Raw genomic sequence first — 14064 nt, forward strand, 5'->3', positions numbered from 1 at the left:
CCCGAGGGGCGGTGGGCGCGCGGTGCGCCCGGCGGTGCCGGTGTGGGTGCTCGCTCAGGGGTTGTCGGGGTGGAGTCGGTGCCGACCCACGGTGCGCTCGCGCACGTAGCGCCGGTCCTCGAAGAAGCGCACGAGCACGGCGCCCGCGACGAAGCCGCCCACGTGGGCCCAGAAGGCCACGCCGCTGCTCGCCTCGGGGTCCAGGCTGTTGAGCCGCGGCAGCCCCGAGAGCAGCTGCACGCCGAACCACCAGATGAGCACGAGCCAGGCGGGCAGGGGGATGAAGAAGAAGGGCGGGAAGAACATGCGCACCCGCACGCGCGGGTAGAGCAGCAGGTAGGCCCCCATCACGCCGGAGATGGCGCCCGAGGCGCCCACCGTGGGCACGGGGCTGCCCGGGTCCATCATCACGTGGGTGAACGCGGCCGCGAGCCCGCACACGATGTAGAAGACGAAGAAGCGCACGCGCCCCATGCTGTCCTCGACGTTGTTGCCGAAGACCCAGAGGAAGAGGCAGTTGCCCAGCAGGTGCATCCAGCTGCCGTGCAGGAACATCGAGGTGAGCGGCGTGAGGGTGTTGATGGACTCCCGGTCCACCACGCACGCGAGCCCCGGGCCCAGCGGCACCGCGAGCCCCACCTGCGCCTGGCGCGTCAGCTCGCCGGGCACCATGCCGAGGTTGCACACCGTGGCGGCGAGCACGTTGTCGTCGAAGCCTGCCCCCTGGATGAGCAGCCAGACGCCGACGTTGAGCGCCAGCAGCAGGTAGGTCACCACGGGGGTGCGCAGCGTGGGGTTGTCGTCGCTGATGGGAATCATGGGGCTCCCCCGATGATGCGCACGGGGCGGGCCGCCCCCAATGGCGATGACGCCCGCCTGTACAGCGTGCGACGGCTCGGCCCGCTCCGTCAGCCGCGCGGCCTCGCACCTACCCTCGCGGGATGGCGCCCTCGCTCGTCACCTCGCGGATGCTCCAGCTCCCCTCCCTGCGCGTGCACGTGCTGGAGGCGGGCCCCGCGCGCGGCCCCCTCGTGCTGCTGCTGCACGGCTTTCCCGAGCTCGCGGAGAGCTGGCGCGAGGTGATGCGCCGGCTCGCCGACGCGGGCCTGCGCTGCGTGGCGCCGGACCTGCGCGGCTACGGCGGGACGGACATCCCCGCGGACGGCTACGACCTGGACACGCTCGCGGACGATGCCCTGCAGCTCGCCGCGCTCCTGCGCCCCGGCGAGCGGGTGAGCGTGGTGGGGCACGACTGGGGCGGGGCCATCGCCTACCAGCTGGGCATGCACCACCCGGAGCGGCTCGCGCGGCTCGCGGTGGTGAACGCGCCGCACCCCGCCGTGATGGCGCGGCGCGTGTGGCGGCCGGACCAGCTCCTGCGCAGCAGCTACATGGGCCTCTTCCAGCTCCCCTGGCTGCCCGAGCGCCTGCTGAGCGCGCACGGCGGCTGGCTCGTGCCGCGCGCCATCCGCGCCGCGATGGTCCACCCGGAGCGCGTGCCGCTCGAGCGCCTCGCTCCCTACGCGCAGAACTTCGCCCGCCCCGCGGCCGCGCACGCCGCGCTCGCCTACTACCGCTGCGCGGTGCGGCGCGCCGTGCTGCGCAAGGACACCGGCGCGCCCCCGCCCATCCGCGCGCCCTTCCGCCTCGTCTGGGCCGAGCGCGACGTGGCGCTCGGCCGCCACCTCACCCGCGGCCTCGCGCCCCTCTTCCGCGGCCCCTTCGACGTGCGCTACCTGCCGGACGTGGGCCACTTCGCCCCGCTGGAGGCGCCCGAGGCGGTGGCGGCGCTGCTGCAGGAGCACCTCCGGGCGGCCACCGCGCGCGCCCCGGCGACGGACGCCCTCGAGGCCGCCGCGGCGAACGACGCCGGCGCCGAGGGCTCCGAGGCCGGCCCGCCCTCCCTCTGAACTCCGGGCCGAGGGCGATATCCGCGCGCCTGCCTGCGCGTTGTACAGGGTGCCAGCGCAGTGCATCCACCAGGAGGCACCCGTCCCATGCTCCGCCGCCCCGTCGTCCCTGGAGCACCGCCGTCGCGGTGGGTCCTCAGCGCGCTGCTCCTGCTTGCGCTCGCGGCGCCGGCCGCCCCGCACGAGCCGCCCCTGTACCCGGGGGCGGACCCGCAGCCCAAGACCGAGCACGTGTACACGTACCCGCTGCCCGAGGCGCTCGCCGCGGCGCGCGCGCTGCTCGAGTCGCACGACCAGGACGTGGAGCCCTTCGAGGGCGCCGCGCTCGCGGCCCAGGCGAAGGACGGGAAGGGGCAGCCGCTGCCCGGCGCCGAGCTCATCACGCGCTGGCGCGTGCTGGGCCACGCGCAGCAGCCGCGCGCGAGCACGGCCGCCTCGGGCTTCAACCGCCTGCGCCGCTACTACGTGCAGGGCATCGCGCTGGGGCCCGAGCACTCGGTGGTGCGCATCTTCCGCATCGACCGCGAGGAGGCCTTCACCGGCAAGGACACCCCCACGGACGTGGTGGGCGAGGGCGCGCAGGGCGTGACGGGCCACGCCGCCTCCATCACCAACCAGTGGGCGGAGTTCGACCAGGCGGCGGAGGCCGCGCGCCACCACACCAGCACCCCGGACGACAACGGCCGCAACCACGCGAAGAACATGGCGGACCAGCGCGTGGGCGAGGAGGCGCGCGTGGGCCAGGGCGGCCTCGGGCGGCTCGAGCGCAGCATGCCCGCGGACCCGCGCTTCGTGAACCAGCACCGCATGCCGGGCCAGGACGACATGCGCGGCAGCAACGAGCTGGGCGTGCGCGACCTCGGGCTCGAGCGCGAGCTGGTGCAGCGCCTCGAGCAGTTCCCCTCGCTCGAGTTCACCGGCGGCGGCGTGGACCCGGCCCTGCCGCCCTCCCCGCCGCGCGCCCCGCCCCTCACGATGGGCTGGGAGCAGGAGCAGGGCGGGATGCCCTTTGCCGGCCCGGGCGCCCCGAAGCCGCTGCTGTGCGGCGAGTCCGTGCGCGGCCTCGAGCCGCTCGAGAAGGCGGGCCTCGCGGTGCTGGTGGGTGAGCAGCTGGGCACGCGCGAGGTGCCCGCCGCGGTGGGCAACCTCGCCTGCCAGCTCGCGCAGCGGAAGCGCCCGGTGCTGCTGGCGCTGCCCCTGCCGCAGGAGGAGCAGCCCGCGCTCGAGGCGTACCTGCGCAGCGTGGGCACGCGCGAGGACCAGGACGTGCTCTTGCAGGGCAGCTTCTGGCGCCAGGTGCCGCGCGACGGGCGCAGCAGCCGCGCGCTCGTGGTGCTCATCGAGCGCGTGCGGCGCTGGCGCGCGGGCGGCCTGCCCATCGAGGCCTTCGCCTACGACGCGCGCAACCTGAAGGACGACCCGCGCGAGCAGCGGGGCGCCGAGGCGCTGCTCGCGCGCGCGCACCAGCACCCCGAGGCCACGCTGCTGGTGCTGGGCGGCAACGAGCACGTGCGGCTGAAGGACGGCGCGCGCTGGAACCGCGCCCTGCGCCCGCTCGGCTCGCGCCTGCTCGCCGCGGGGCTGCAGGTGCACGCGCTGGACACCGCCTTCGCGCGCGGCCAGCGCTGGGCCTGCGGCGTGAACTCCCACCGCGAGGCCGACTGCCGCATCTACGCCGCCGCCCCCACCGACGAGAGCTACTCGCCGCCCGGCCAGGCGCCCTCCGTGCAGCTGCTCGGCGCGCCGAGCGCGGCAGGCTTCGACGGGCTCTTGCACGTGGGCGCCCTCACCCCGGCCCTGCCGGCGCTGCTGCCGCGCGGCTCGGAGAGCGCGCCCCCGGCGCTCGCGCACTCGAGCGCCCCGGCCGCCGCCGCCGCGAACGTGCCCGAGGCGGTGCCCCCGGCCGCGGGCGCGGCGCCCGGCCTCGCGGCCCTTCCCCCGGGCAGCCCCGGCGCTCCCGCGCCCGGCTCGGAGGTGGCGGATGGCGAGGAGGCCCCGCTGCCCGCGAGCCCGGCGCCCGCGGGGAGCAAGCCCGCGGTGGACTGCGGCGAGCCCATCGCCGGCGCGGACGCGCTGTTCCGCCCGCGCGGGCTGCTCCTGCTCGGCGAGGTGCAGGGCTCCAACGAGATTCCGACGGTGGTGGGGCAGCTGGTGTGCGCTGCGGCGAGCCGCGGCCTGCCGGTGACGCTCGCCGTGGAGCTGCCGCGCAAGGAGCAGCGCCGCCTCAACCGCTTCCTCGCGAGCGACGGAGGGCCGGTCGCCCGCGCGCAGCTGCTGCAGGGCGACTTCTGGCACCGCACCTTCCAGGACGGGCGCAGCTCGGTCGCCATGCTGCAGCTGCTCGAGCGCGCGCGGGCCGAGCGCCACGCGGGGCTGCCCATCGAGGTGCTCGCCTTCGACACCTTCGCCCAGGGCAGCGCGCACGACGCGCTCATGGCCCAGGCGCTGCTCGCCGAGCGCACGCGCTCTCCGGGGCGGCTCGCGGTGGTGCTCACGGGCAACGTGCACGCGCGCACCGCGAAGGGCACGTCCTGGGACCCGGCCTTCCTCCCGCTGGGCTACCTGCTGCGCCAGCGCGAGCCGGGGCTCGTGGCGCTGGACGTGGACCACGGCGGGGGCGCCGCCAACAGCTGCAAGCTGGAGCCGGGAGGCAAGGTGCAGTGCGGCGTGTTCCGCGAGACGGCCCCCATCGACATGCGCCGCGAGTTCATGAGCGGCCCCGCCGTGGAGCGCCACTTCCTCGGCCACCGGCCCTTCGTGCAGCTGGGGGCGAAGCGCTCGGCCGAGGGCTTCGACGGCCTGTACTACGTGGGCCGGCTCAGCCCGGCGGCCCCTGCCGCCCCGGAGCTCGAGACGGCGGCCGCGCCCGCGCGCCCCCCGCCCTGAGGGAAGCGAGCGAGCGGGGTGGCCCTTGCCACGAAGATGGGGTTCAATTCAGGCTTTCTCCACCGTTCCTCGCAGCTCCCACTGGAGGTCCCCCATGAACGCCTCGACCCGCTCTTCCCTGTCCCGCCTGCTCGTGGTCGCCAGCGTGCTCGCGCTCGCTGCGGGCTGCGCCGCGAACAAGCGCGACACCTACGTGCGCGAGCGCGCCGGTGAGCACGTCTACGGGCTGCCCGCGCCGCAGCTCTACCAGCAGGCCACGGCGCTGCTGAAGAGCAAGGGCTACTCGCTGCGCGAGGACGCGCCGCACTTCATCGCCGTGACCGAGTGGAAGCAGGACGGCGGCGGCTCGAACATCGCCACCGCGTGGAGCGCCTACCAGGTGCAGGTGATGCCGGTGAGCCCCACCAGCTCCACCGTGGTGTTCGAGAAGCAGAACCGCGTGGCGAAGGCCGCGGGCCAGAACGAGCTGGCCACCGGCGGCGACCGCAACGAGGCCGGCCTGATGAGCGCGAGCACGAGCCGCGACCTGGAGATGGAGTGGCTGCTGCTGCAGCGCGCGGACCCGCAGACGGCCGAGCAGCTGCAGGCGCAGGCCGGCAAGATGTAGCTAGTCGTTGAGCGGCAGCTCCACGCTGAGCCCGTCGTAGGCTACCTCCACCGGCCCCTTGAACTCCTCGCGCGCCTGCGCGAGGAGGCGCGTGGGGTCGGTGTCGTGGCGGCTGGAGAGGTGGGTGAGGACGAGGCGCTTTGCGCCCGCCTCGCGCGCCACCCGCCCCGCCTCGCGCGCCGTCGAGTGGCGCGTCTCCACCGCGCGCGCCTGCTCGTCGTCGCTGAAGGTGCTCTCGTGCACCAGCAGGTCCGCGCCCGCGGCCGCCTGCACGAGCGCGCTGCAGGGGCGCGTGTCCCCGCTGATGACCAGCCTGCGCCCGGCGCGCGCGCCGCCCAGCACGTCCTCGGGGCGCACCGTGGCGCCGCCCGGCAGCACCACGCTCTCGCCGCGCTGCAGCTTCCCGTAGTCCGGGCCGCTGGGCACGCCGAGCGCGCGCGCCCGCTCGAGGTTGAACTTGCCGGGGCGCGGGTCCTCCTTGAGCAGGTAGCCGAGCGCGTTGATGCGGTGGTCCACCTGCACCGCCTGCACGCGGTAGCCGCCGCGCGCCACCTCGTCCCCGTCCTTGAGCTCCACGAACTCCACCGGGAAGGCGAGCTGCTCCACGCCCAGGTGCACCGCCTGGTGCAGGAGCCTGCGCGCAGGGGGCGGCCCGTAGAGCGTGAGCGGCACCGCGCGCCCCTGCATGCCCAGCGTGCGCAGGAAGCCGATGATGCCGAGGTAGTGGTCCGCGTGGAAGTGGGTGAAGAAGACCGCGTCCACGCTGAAGCCGGTGCCGTAGCGCACCATCTGCCGCTGGCTGCCCTCGCCGCAGTCGAAGAGCAGCAGGTCCGCGTCCGCCTTCACCATCAGCCCGCTGAGGTTGCGGTGCAGCGTGGGCTGCGCGGCGGAGGTGCCGAGGAAGGTGAGCCTCAGAAGTGACATGCCGCTGCCCACGGTTCGCCTGGCCTCCGCTCGCGCGCACCGGGGGTGAAGGGAGCCGCGCACGCCCCGCGCCCTTTATCAGCTTTGCCGCCGCGCGGGCTTTCCCGCGGGCTCCGGGCTGCGGTACTTACCCGCGCCCGCCGCGGGTTTGTTCCCTACCGGCCGTGCCGCCCTCATGCCCGACTCGCTCACCCTGGCCCCCACGTCGGACCCGCGCACCTTCCGCGCGCCGGACGGCAAGCTGCTCACCCCTCCCGCCGGCTGGGCGATGCTGCCGCCCGGGGATGCGGGCCTCACCCGCCGGGTGAAGGCCGCGGGGCCCTCCTGGACGGTGCAGGAGAAGGTGGGCCGCAAGCTCTTCAGCCGCGGCGTCTGGGCCCCCGAGGGCAACATCCTCGCCGCCCGCGCCGCGCTGGAGGCCGAGCGCGCCACGCCTGCCTATGCGAAGCGCCGCGCCCAGGACTCGGCGCGCCGCGAGAAGGAGCAGGCGGAGTACGAGGTGGAGTTCGCCAACGCCTGCCTGCGCTTCCTCGCCTTCAGCCCGGCGTGGATGGCGCACGCGAAGCGGCTCGCGGTGCTCGTGGCCGCGCACGCGACGCCGGTGGGCAGCGGCACCGTGGCGCGCACCGAGCGCATCCCGGTGGAGCGGCGCGCGGAGGCGGCCGTCATCGCGTGGATGCGCCACCAGACCACCGCCTACGACTCGCTGAAGATTGCCCGGGTGAAGGGCGCCCGGCGCGAGGTGCGCCGCGAGCTCGCCGAGGTCAGCCGCGCCGTGCTGGACCTGCACCGGCGCGATGCGCCCCACGCCCCGCAGGCCTGCCCGCTGTGCACGGCGCTCGCGAGGCCTCCCTCGTCCTGAGCAGGGCATGAGACCCCAGGGCAGCCTCCAGGCGCGCAGCGCAACCTGCGCGCCCGCGCCCTGCTGTACCGCGGTCCCAGCCGGCCCAATCCTCTTGCGCCCCGTGCGCTGGCGTCCGCCTAGTGCGGCACGCGCGGCGTCGGTGCAGCCGCGCGAACAGGGAGCGCTGCCATGTACGACGTACGGATCCTCTCGGGCTCCACGACGGCCTTCGACGTCACGGACGCGTTCGGGCTCAACGCGAAGGGCAACACCGCCGGCGCGGGCTACGAGAACCAGCCCAGTGGGGCCATCGAGCTGCGCGGGCTCGCCTGGAACGTGGGCAGCGTGGGCGAGGCGCTGCCGCACGCGAGCGAGAGCCTGCTGTTCCGCGTGAACGCGAGCCAGGTGGGGGTGGGCCTGCGCGGGCACGACAACAGTCCCACGCAGGTGGCGATCCGCTTCCACAAGGGGACGATGAGCGACTTGCCGCTGGGGCCGGGCTCCATCGCCACCGGCATCAACGACGCCGGCCTCATCTGTGGCTGGAGCTGGAACGAGCCTCGCGCCTTCGTCTTCGACAGCGCGAGCGGGGTGGTGAGCGCCTGGATCGACCCGCTGCCTGGCGCGAGCAGCTGCGGCGCCCAGGCCATCAACGCCCAGGGCGAGGTGGCCGGCCTCTGCGAGAACGGGCACGCCTTCCTCCACGGCGCGGGCGGCGTGAAGGACCTGGGCGCGGCCTCCTTCGTCGCGGACCTGAACGAGGCGGGGCAGGTGTGTGGCTCGCTCGGCAGGCCCTTCCCGCAGAACTTCATGCCCGGCCTGTGCGCGGCGCGCGAGCCGTCGCCCGCCTTCGTCGAGCTTCCGGTGCCGCCGGGCTTCCTGGGCGGCCACGCCGACGGCATCAACGCGGCCGGCGATGTGGTGGGCACCTGCTGGACGGAGCAGAGCTACAACGGTCCCCAGAGTGCATTCCTGTACCGCGATGGCGTGAGCACCGACCTGAACACCCGCGTGTCCGCACCCGGCTGGCACCTGGAGAGCGCGGCGGACATCAACGACCACGGGCAGATCGTCGGAAGAGGCACCTTCGAGGGTCGACAGGTGGGCTACCTGCTCACGCCGCGCGAGAGCCTCTACGAGGGAACCTTCACGCTGCCAGAGCTGGTGGCCACGCTGCTCGGCGGCGTCACGGTGGACGGGGGCGGGTGGGCGGTCGTCGGTGGGAAGCCTCGCCCGGTGGACCCCTGGGGCCCCTGGACGCAGCTCGCCGAGCCCAAGCGCGACGCGCTGCTCGCGCTCGCGATGGACGAGCTGGCGATGATGCTCGCGGACGGTGGGGCGCGCGCCCAGGTGCGCGGTGCGCTCCTCGAGGCTGCGCGCGGCCAGCTCGAGGCGCTGCTCACGACGCGCGCCCAGGGCCGTGCGCTGCCCGCCCGCGAGGCAGGCCCCGCGCGCCGTACGCCGGCGCTGAAGCAGGGCCGCACGCCCCTGAGCCTGGTGCGCTTCTCGAAGCACTGAGCGGGGGCGGTGGCTACACCCGCACCGGCTCCACGCGGATGCGCCGGCCCTTGATGCGCCCCTCGCGCAGCCGCTCGAGCGCCGTGCGCGCCACGCCGCGCGCCACGGCCACGTAGGCGTGGCGGTCGTGCAGCTCGATCTTCCCCACGTCCGTGGCCTGCAGCCCCCCGGCCTCACCCGTGAGCGCGCCGAGGATGTCTCCCGGGCGCATCTTGTCCTTGCGGCCCGCGTCGATGAACAGGGTCGCCATGGGGGCCTCCAGCGACGGCGGGGGTGAGGCTTCGGGGCCGGGCTCCGCGCGCTCGAGGGGCTTGCCGGTGAAGCGCTCCAGCTCCTCCACCTTCGGGGCCTCGCGCGCGCTCGCGAGCGAGAGGGCCACCCCCGTGCGCCCGGCGCGGCCGGTGCGCCCGATGCGGTGCACGTAGATCTCCGGCTGCTGCGGCAGCTCGAAGTTGAGCACCGCGTCCAGCGCCTCCACGTCGATGCCGCGCGCCGCCACGTCCGTGGCCACGAGCACGCGGGTGCTGCCGTTGCGGAAGGTGGCCATCACCCGGTCGCGCTCGCTCTGCTCGAGGTCTCCCTGCAGCCCCGCGCAGCTCACCCCGCCCGAGCGCAGGAAGCGCTCCACGTCCGCTACGCTCGCCTTGAAGTTGCAGAACACGATGGCGCTGGCCGGCTGGTACTCGCGCAGGAGGCGCAGCAGCAGCGCAGGCTTCTGCTCCACTTCGCAGGTGTAGAGGCGCTGCTGGATGTCGGGCGCCGCCTGCGTCTCGGCGGCGATGGTGACGCGCGCCGGGGTGCGCTGGAAGGCGCGGCTGAGGGCCTCGATGTCCGGCGGGAAGGTGGCGCTGAAGAGCACCGTCTGCCGCGAGGCGGGCGTGGTCGCGAGGATGCGCTCCATGTCCTCGCGAAAGCCCATGTCCAGCATGCGGTCCGCCTCGTCGAGCACCACGGTGGTGAGGGCGCGCGTGTCCAGGGCGCGGCGCTCGAGCAGGTCCAGGACCCGCCCCGGCGTGCCCACCGCCACGTGGGCGCCCTTCTCCAGCGCACCCACCTGCGGGCGCACCGGCTGGCCGCCGGCGAGCTCCAGCACGGTGAGGCCGGGAAGCCTCCGCGCGAGCCGGCGCACCTCGCTCACCACCTGCGCACACAGCTCGCGGGTGGGACAGAGGACGAGCGCCTGCACCTCGCGCCGCTCGAGCTGCACCTTCTGCAGCATCGGCAGCGCGAAGGCGGCGGTCTTGCCGCTGCCCGTCTGGGACTGGCCGATGAGGTCCTGGCCCTGCAGCAGCACGGGGATGCTCTGGGCCTGGATGGGGGTGAGCTGCGCGAAGCCCAGCTCCCGCACGACCTGGAGGAGCGGGGGAGCAAGCGCGAGGGAGGCGAAGTCCATGGACGGGTCCTGTAGGGTGGGCCGGTGCAGCCCAAGGCGCGACTCAACGATGGCTACGTGTACCGCGAGAAGCTGGGAAGACCTCCTGGCAAGAGCGCGCTCGCATACCTGACGGACAAGTACCGGCACTCCTCCGCCGAGGAGTGGGCGGCGCGCTTCCTGCGCGGCGAGGTGCAGCTGGACGGCGTGCAGGCGCATGGGCACGAGGCGCTGCGCATCGGCCACGAGCTGTGCTGGCATCGGCCGCCCTGGGTGGAGGCGGAGGCGCCCTGTCACTTCGCGCTCGTGCACGAGGACGGAGCGCTCATTGCAGTGGTGAAGCCCAGCGGTCTGCCCACGCTGCCCTCCGGTGGCTTCCTCCAGCACACGCTCCTGCACCTGGTGCAGCAGCAGTGGCCCGAGGCGGTGCCCCTGCACCGGCTGGGGCGAGCGACTTCGGGCCTGGTGCTCTTCGCGCGCAGCTCCGAGGCCGCGCGCGGGGTGAGTCAGCGCTGGCACGACGGAGACGTGGAGAAGCGCTACCGGGCGCTCGCGGACGGCGTCGCGCGCGAAGAGCACTACGACATCCGCGCGCCCATCGGGCTGGTGCCGCACCCGCTGCTGGGCGAGGTGCACGGAGCGATCAGCAGCGGCAAGGCCTCGCGCAGCAGCGCGCGGGTACTGGAGCGGCACGAGGCGCACACGCTGTTCGAGGTGCACATCCACACGGGGCGGCCGGAGCAGATCCGCATCCACCTCGCGTTCATCGGACATCCGCTGGCCGGGGACCCGGTGTTCGCCGAGGGAGGCCTGCCGCGGGCCGAGTCACCTGGGCTGCCCGGGGACGGCGGCTACCTGCTGCATGCGGAGTCGCTCGCCTTCACGCATCCGCTCACGGGCGAGCGCCTGCACCTGCACGCGCCGCCGCCGCCCGAGCTGCGAGTCACCGAGCGTTGACGGAAGTTGAGCCCCGTCTCGCTGCGAGGCACGGCGCGATGACGGGAGCTGGGCCTGTCTGCGCAGCGGGGCACGGCGCGATGACGGCCGCCTCAGCGCCCACAGTGCTCTGGAGGGGCCGGGAAGGAACGGGGCCGGAGCGTGAGCGCCCAGCGCGAGGGGGCGCCGCCGGCACGTCGCGCTCCGGGGAAGCACGGCGAGCAGGCGAGGGGGGCGTGACGGGCCGGAGCCGTGGACGAAACGTTCCGGCCTGGAAGGAAGCTTCATTCCAGGGGTGCTCGGGTCCGCCGAGGCGCTCAAGGCCTGAAAATTGTTCAGCAAAACCCCCGACATCTCAGAACAGGGGCTCGCGTTACTGCGCCCGGGACCCCCTCTCTGCGTGACCCCTGAGCGCCGCGCAGGCCGATGCCCGCTCGCGCTCGGCCGCCACGAAGCATGCCTGCCCGGTCCTGCCTTCCCAGGGGCCCTGCGACGGCGTGCGCGCGGGGCCGGAGCGCCCGCTCCAGCTGCCCCCCGCTCATCCGGTGGCGGCGTGCGAGCGACGTCCGTCCGAGACCTAGAGCCCGAGCCCCTCACGGATGGTCGCGACGATCTCCTCGGGCGTCCCCGCCACATCGACCTGCAGCGCCCCCTTCGGGGTCTGCAGCGTCGCGAGCTGACTGCCGAGCAGGTCCTCCGGCATGAAGTGCCCGACCCGGTGCGCGAGCCGCGAGCGCAGGAGCTCCGGGCTTCCCGTGAGGTGCACGAGCTTCACGCGCGCGGGATCGGTCTCCTCGATCAGCACCCGGCGTGCGCGCTCGGTGAGGGCGCTGCACGCGAGCACGGCATCCTCCCCTTGCGCGAGCAGATGCGAGATGAGGCCCGCGAGCACGCGCAGCCAGGGCTCGCGGTCCTGCGCATCCAGCGGATGGCCCGCGCGCATCTTCGCGACGTTGGCAGGCGAGTGGAAGTCGTCCGCATCGAAGAAGCCCCAGCCGAGCGCATGCGCGAGCGCGATGCCCACCGTGGTCTTGCCCGAGCCCGAGACGCCCATGAGGATGACGACCATGCGCGAGAGCCTAACGCGCTGACCGCGCGAGGTGAGGCGGGATGGGCCCGAGTGGCGCGCAGTGCACGGCCGCCTGCTCAGCCCCCCAGCCGCTTCCACAGCGAGCGCTGCCGCCGCGCCGCGCGCACGTCCGACCAGTCCACCACGCTGTCGTGCACGTTCTCGCGTCCCTGCTGCGCCTCGGGAAGCGTGCCCGCCTCCACCTCGCGCACGAGCGAAGGCAGGCGCGCGTAGAAGGTGGGGGAGCGGAACTCGGGGTGCAGGCTCCAGAGGCCCGCTCCCTCGCCGAGGAACTCGAGCCTCCGCCAGGGCCCGCGCTCCATCGCGCGGGTGAAGTGGTTCTCCGGCTCGCGGAAGGGCGGGTTGCCGGCACGCAGCGCGCGCAGCACGTGCACCGGCGGCGCGAGGCGGCGGCGCACGGGGCCCGCGCGCGAGAGCAGCTTCTCCAGGTCCACGAAGAACACGCGCGTGCTGAAGCGGCGGAAGAGGAAGGCGCGCGGGATGAGCGGGTCGGGCTGGGCCCAGCGCTCGGGCACGAGCAGCTGCCCGTCCGCGCGCGGAGGCCCGCCGAGGGGGCTGCAGCAGAGCACCTCCTCGCGCGCCTCCAGGTGCCGCGCGGCCTCGGCGAGCCAGGTCGCGCTCGCGCCGCCCAGCAGCATGTCCGCATCCAGGTGCAGCACGTGCCGGTGCGCGGCCGCGTGCAGGCCGAAGAGGTACGAGTAGTAGGGCCCGCCGCGCGCGTCCTTCTCGGGGACGGGCTGCCCCGCGAAGAAGCGCTCCGCAATCGCCCTGCGCGTGGAGGCGGCGTAGTCCACCTCGCGCACCCGCACGCGCGGGTCCTGCGCCTGCAGCCCGGAGAGGAGCCGCTCCATCAGGGGCCTGCGCTCGACCCATGCCTCGCTGAAGCGCGCGCCCTGGCTGCGGTGCAGGTCGAGCACCAGGAGGATCTCCTGCGCCCCCGGGCCCACCTGCCGCAGCTGGTGCGGAAGGATGTGCTGCGCGTGCGGGAAGTCCGTGGGCGCGAGGTTCACCTGCAGCGTGACGGGCGGAGCGGAGGGCACCGGCATCGTCTACTCCAGCTGCCCTGCGCGCACCCGCTCGAAGAGCTCGGCGTACGCGCCCTCGCGGTACAGCTGCACCATGCGGGGGAAGGCGCCCTCGCGCAGCGCGCGCAGGTAGCGGTACTTCGCCGAGTGGTAGCCCGCGACCGCCCACGCGAGCCGCCACGCGTCCGCGCCGCCGCGCAGGAAGGCCCCGTGCAGGAGGCCATCGCGAACCAGGTGCGCGGGGCGCTGCAGCAGCGCGGGCTTGGGCTTCCGCCCTTCCGCGTGGGCGCGCAGGGCCCAGAGCAGGGCGTAGCGCTCCTCCTTCTGCGAGCGGCGCTCCACGGAGGTGGCGAAGCGGTGCTCGATGGGGGCGTGCAGGCGCGGGGCGCGCATGCGCGGCAGCGCCTCGTGGACGATCATCTCCGGGCGCCAGCGGGCCGTGTCGCGGCGCACGAGCCGCGCGCGCCACTCGGTGCGGTAGCGAAAGCGCCGCCCGGGCAGCTCCGCCCAGTCGCGGCGGGGGAGCCGGTAGAGGGCCTCCGTGGGCCCCGATGCCTTCCACGCGCGCAGCACCTCGAGCGCGCCGGGCCCGAAGGCCTCGTCCGAGTCGAGGAAGAGCACGTAGTCGCACGCGCCCAGCGCCTCCACGGCCGCCGCGCGCGCCGCGCCGTAGCCCTGCCAGGGGAGGGACACCGAGCGCGCCCCGAGGCTGCGCGCGAGCTCGACCGAGCCGTCGTCCGAGAGCGAGTCCAGCGCCACCACGTCGTCGCACACGGCGAGCAGCCCCTGCAGCGCAGCGCCGAGGGTGTCGCGGTTGTTGCGGTGCAGCACGTAGCCGCCGAGTCTCACGGGCACCCCATGGCCCCTCGCTAGCGCGCCGGAGCCTCGGCTGGCAACAGGGCAGGCAGGGGCGCCCGACGCGGCAGCGCGCGCGCTCCTGCCTGGCTGCCCC

At 74.7% G+C, this 14064-nt stretch carries 12 protein-coding genes; 6 read left to right on the plus strand and 6 right to left on the minus strand.

The annotated features are described in order from the left end of the window. Nucleotides 1-54: 54 nt before the first annotated feature. Nucleotides 55-819, minus strand: a complete 765-nt coding sequence (locus FGE12_RS14025) for a rhomboid family intramembrane serine protease (protein WP_153866965.1) — start codon at nt 817-819, stop codon at nt 55-57. Between the two features lie 149 nt (nt 820-968). Between FGE12_RS14025 and FGE12_RS14030 the strand changes: the two genes are divergently transcribed. From FGE12_RS14030 to FGE12_RS14040, 3 genes are all read left to right on the plus strand, one after another. Further along, nucleotides 969-1910: an alpha/beta fold hydrolase gene (locus FGE12_RS14030; RefSeq protein ID WP_228530780.1), complete on the plus strand. Its 942-nt coding sequence runs from the start codon at nt 969-971 to the stop codon at nt 1908-1910. A gap of 87 nt (nt 1911-1997) precedes the next feature. Beyond that, a complete protein-coding gene (locus tag FGE12_RS14035) occupies nt 1998-4796 on the plus strand; it encodes a hypothetical protein (protein WP_153866967.1) in 2799 nt (932 codons plus the stop codon). Between the two features lie 94 nt (nt 4797-4890). Further along, nucleotides 4891-5403 (plus strand): hypothetical protein, encoded by a 513-nt coding sequence (locus FGE12_RS14040; RefSeq protein ID WP_153866968.1) that lies wholly within the window; start codon nt 4891-4893, stop codon nt 5401-5403. Here FGE12_RS14040 and rnz read toward each other — a convergent pair whose 3' ends face one another. Next, on the minus strand, nt 5404-6327 hold the full coding sequence (gene rnz, locus FGE12_RS14045; RefSeq protein WP_153866969.1) for a ribonuclease Z: 924 nt from the start codon (nt 6325-6327) through the stop codon (nt 5404-5406). A gap of 175 nt (nt 6328-6502) precedes the next feature. Between rnz and FGE12_RS14050 the strand changes: the two genes are divergently transcribed. Beyond that, complete coding sequence (locus tag FGE12_RS14050) at nt 6503-7189, plus strand: DUF2293 domain-containing protein (RefSeq protein WP_153866970.1); 687 nt, start codon at nt 6503-6505, stop codon at nt 7187-7189. A 171-nt stretch (nt 7190-7360) separates the two neighbouring features. Beyond that, on the plus strand, nt 7361-8689 hold the full coding sequence (locus FGE12_RS14055) for a hypothetical protein (protein ID WP_153866971.1): 1329 nt from the start codon (nt 7361-7363) through the stop codon (nt 8687-8689). Nucleotides 8690-8702: 13 nt separating this feature from the next. Here FGE12_RS14055 and dbpA read toward each other — a convergent pair whose 3' ends face one another. Next, nucleotides 8703-10082, minus strand: a complete 1380-nt coding sequence (gene dbpA / locus FGE12_RS14060) for an ATP-dependent RNA helicase DbpA (RefSeq protein WP_153866972.1) — start codon at nt 10080-10082, stop codon at nt 8703-8705. 24 nt (nt 10083-10106) lie between these two features. Between dbpA and FGE12_RS14065 the strand changes: the two genes are divergently transcribed. Then, complete coding sequence (locus tag FGE12_RS14065) at nt 10107-11018, plus strand: RluA family pseudouridine synthase (protein ID WP_194797869.1); 912 nt, start codon at nt 10107-10109, stop codon at nt 11016-11018. A gap of 556 nt (nt 11019-11574) precedes the next feature. On the opposite strand, the gene FGE12_RS14070 is transcribed toward FGE12_RS14065, so the two are convergent. The 3 genes from FGE12_RS14070 to FGE12_RS14080 all read right to left on the minus strand — a co-directional run bounded on the left by FGE12_RS14070 (nt 11575) and on the right by FGE12_RS14080 (nt 13961). Beyond that, entirely contained in the window at nt 11575-12066 is a 492-nt protein-coding gene (locus tag FGE12_RS14070) for a gluconokinase (protein WP_153866973.1), read from the minus strand. 77 nt (nt 12067-12143) lie between these two features. After that, entirely contained in the window at nt 12144-13133 is a 990-nt protein-coding gene (locus FGE12_RS14075; protein ID WP_153866974.1) for a glycosyltransferase family 2 protein, read from the minus strand. A gap of 3 nt (nt 13134-13136) precedes the next feature. Beyond that, nucleotides 13137-13961 carry a glycosyltransferase family 2 protein gene (locus FGE12_RS14080; RefSeq protein WP_194797876.1) on the minus strand — a complete coding sequence of 275 codons (825 nt, stop codon included), beginning with the start codon at nt 13959-13961 and terminating at the stop codon, nt 13137-13139. Nucleotides 13962-14064: the final 103 nt, after the last annotated feature.

The sequence above is a fragment of the Aggregicoccus sp. 17bor-14 genome, assembly GCF_009659535.1.
Lineage (GTDB): Bacteria > Myxococcota > Myxococcia > Myxococcales > Myxococcaceae > Aggregicoccus.